The organism is Clostridium sp. (assembly GCF_036639235.1).
Taxonomy (GTDB): domain Bacteria; phylum Bacillota; class Clostridia; order Clostridiales; family Caloramatoraceae; genus Clostridium_AB.
In genome coordinates, this window is the sequence record NZ_JAVWJB010000003.1 from 1 (window position 1) to 3255 (window position 3255).

Annotated in this window: 3 protein-coding genes; 1 reads left to right on the forward strand and 2 read right to left on the reverse strand. The window is 33.1% G+C overall.

The features are described from left to right. Positions 1 to 207 precede the first annotated feature (207 nt). Positions 208 to 825 (forward strand): HDIG domain-containing metalloprotein, encoded by a 618-nt coding sequence (locus tag RR539_RS01355; RefSeq protein ID WP_332500167.1) that lies wholly within the window; start codon positions 208 to 210, stop codon positions 823 to 825. A gap of 87 nt (positions 826 to 912) precedes the next feature. Here RR539_RS01355 and RR539_RS01360 read toward each other — a convergent pair whose 3' ends face one another. Both RR539_RS01360 and RR539_RS01365 read right to left on the reverse strand, forming a co-directional pair. After that, positions 913 to 2181, reverse strand: coding sequence for a RidA family protein (locus tag RR539_RS01360; RefSeq protein ID WP_332473915.1), 1269 nt, complete (start codon positions 2179 to 2181; stop codon positions 913 to 915). Positions 2182 to 2412: 231 nt separating this feature from the next. After that, positions 2413 to 3255 (reverse strand): HAMP domain-containing sensor histidine kinase (locus RR539_RS01365; protein ID WP_332500168.1); only part of this gene is annotated, 843 nt, incomplete at its 5' end.

The window sequence follows — 3255 nt, forward strand, 5'->3', positions numbered from 1 at the left end:
AGGTTCATAAAGCCATGAATCTAAGTAGTAAAATGCCTTCAGTATGTAGTGCTATGTATAGCATAAAAGAGTATAAGTATGAGATATTAGAAACTGTACCAAGTGGCAAGAGTTCAACCATTAAAATAAGATATTATTTATAAATTGTGAATGGTAATATATATAACTACCCATAATAAGAATAAGATTATTATGGAGGAAGTTATTATGTATACTAAGGAAGAGTTATTTAAGGAAATTGAACATCACATATTAAATGATAATAAGCCATCTGATTATATTAATTCACTGGTTAATAATCAGGTATTAATGTCTTATCCATTTGATATGCTATATAAGCTAAGGAATGTGGAGCAGTCTCCTGTTCATCATCCTGAGGGTAGTGTTTGGAACCATACAATGCTTGTTCTAGATCAGGCGGCGAAGGTTAGAGATAAAAGTCAGGATGCTAGAATTTTTATGTGGGCTGCACTACTTCATGATATAGGTAAGGAACCTACAACTAGAATTCGTAAGGGTAGAATTACATCCTATGACCATGATAGTGTTGGGGCGAGTCTTGCTAAGAAGTTCCTAGAGGAGTTTACAGATAACAGGGAATTTATAGATGGAGTTTCAGCATTAGTTCGCTGGCATATGCAGATATTATTTGTTGTTAATAGGTTACCCTTTGCAGATGTTAAGGGTATGATGAGTCAAGTTAATATTAATGAAGTAGGACTTTTAGGTTACTGTGATAGAATGGGAAGAACTAATTCAGATAGTAACAAGGAAAAGCATAATATTGAGCTTTTTATAGCTGAATGTAATAGTATAATTAATTAATAGACACTATAGGATACGTATAAGTCTAAAAAGAATATTTAATAAGAAAAGTGAGTTGAAATTTTCAACTCACTTAATTTGTTGTAGTTATTTAGTAAACGGAGGAGTTCCCTCTGCATTAGATACAATAGCATCTATTTGGATTTGGGCATTTTTCGGCATGCCTGATACTCCAATTACTCTAAGTGCCGGGGTAGCTGATGGGAAGAACTTCTTGTATACTTCTCCTACAGAATCCATATCATTAATATTCTTAAGGAATATATTAACCTTAACCACATCCTCAAGTTTATGGTCTATACTTTCAACAATAACCTTAAGGTTGTTTAGACACTGCTCAGCTTGCTTAGCAATATCACCTGACACCATATTACCTGATGCATCAATTGGTAGCTGTGCTGAAATGTTGTTGTAGTGTGAGAATGCAACTGTTTGAGTTGAAAGTGGGCATAGTGGCGCCTTATCAGTGTTATTCGGCTCAACTATAATTCCGTGTCTATCTTCAACTGCCTGTGGAGGAGTTCCATCTCCATGTGATACTACTGCTTCTATCTGAACTAGTGCATCCATTGGTAGTGCAGCAGCTTCTACTATTGTACATGCAGGAACATATCCTACAGTTCTTGCAATTGCAGAGTCTGGGAAGAATGTTTTGTATACTGCATTTACATCATCTAAATCTGAAATATTCTTAAGGAAAATATTAAGCTTAACTATATCATCAAAAGGAACATCTATACTTTCTAGAATAGATTTAATGTTCTTTAAGCATTGATGAGTTTGCTGCTTAATACAATCAGATACTATTTTGCCTGATTTAGGGCAAAGAGGTAACTGTGCTGTAATATTATTATAGTGGGAAAATGCAACAGTTTGGGTAGATAGTGAACACTTAGGAGCATTACAAGTATTATTTGTAAGCTTAATTAAGTCTCCTGCCTGTGGTGCATTTGGAATTGTACCTTCTCCGTTTGATAGAAGTGCTTCAACCTGAACTAAAGCGTTCTTAGGTAGTGCATCAACAGCAACTACAGTACGAGTAGGTAGATAGGTTGGGAAGAATGACTTATAAACTTCATTTATAGCATCCATATCCCTAATATTCTTAACGAAAATAGTAATTCTAACAACGTCATTCATAACATGGTCAATACTCTCAACAATAGCCTTAATATTCTTAAAGCATTGCTGTGCCTGCTCCTTAGCACCACCTGATACTAGGTTACCTGTTTTTGGGTCGATAGGTAATTGGGCTGAAAAGTTATTATAATGAGAAAAAGCAACAGTTTGTGAAGATAGTGAGCACTTAGGTGCATTGTCTGTGTTTCTGGCTAATACTGCATTAAAGCTTGTCATAATAATATTACCTCTCTTAATTAAAATTTATAGATAGATTATAAAAATCCATTTAACTAGAAGTAGGCCTTAAATACAGAGTGTGTAATAAGGCACTAATATCATCATTCCCTTATGCATAAAAAATATACTTGAGATAAATAGCCAGAGGATTAAATAAATTAACAAATTTAATTTTAAATTTCCAAAATAAAAAAGCACTATAAGAAAATTATCTATAGTGCTTAGTAGTTATTTAGGTAGATATATTGTAAATATGCTTCCTCCATTTTTGTTGTCGCATACAAATATTTTTCCACCCTGTTTTTCTATAATAGCCTTAGTGGTAGAAAGACCAAGTCCAGCTCCACCGAGCATTCGTGATCGGGATTTATCTACCCTATAAAATGGCTCAAATATTAATGTTTTTTCGTAATTATCTATTCCATTACCAGTGTCAATAATATTAATATTGATGCCTGTATCCATTTCAATTACCTCTAGGGTAACACTTCCAGATTTATTATTATACTTAATTCCATTTTCAACTAAATTATAAATAGCTCTATGAAAAAGTAGAGGATTAGCTTTAACTACTATATTGCTTTTAAATGAATTAATAGTAACTTCATAGGAGTCAGCTAGAGGTTTTAATTCATCTTTAATGCTATCAAAAACCTCTGAAATATTAACCATACTTTTAGATTCTATTTTTTCAAGATTTGTTAGGTTAAGTAGTGCAGATACAAGACTTGATAGTCTATCTACCTGCTTTGAAAAAGCATTAATTAGAGAGTTATAATCATCCTGTGTAGGACTAGCTTTTTTGTTAAATACATCTATTTTAGTTCTAAGAACTGTAAGTGGTGTACGCAGTTCATGTGCAGCACTTTGGGAAAAACGCCTTTGGGTATTAAATGCATCCTCAAGTTTTCCACTCATTTCATTAAATGATGCTGTTAAAGTAGCAATCTCATCATTACTTTCAGGAACAGGTATTTGTTCAGATAAATTATGAACAGTACGGTTTTTTATTTGGGTTGTAAGAGTATGTAGGTTACTTATGGATTTTCCAGTTAAAAACCATGTTAACCA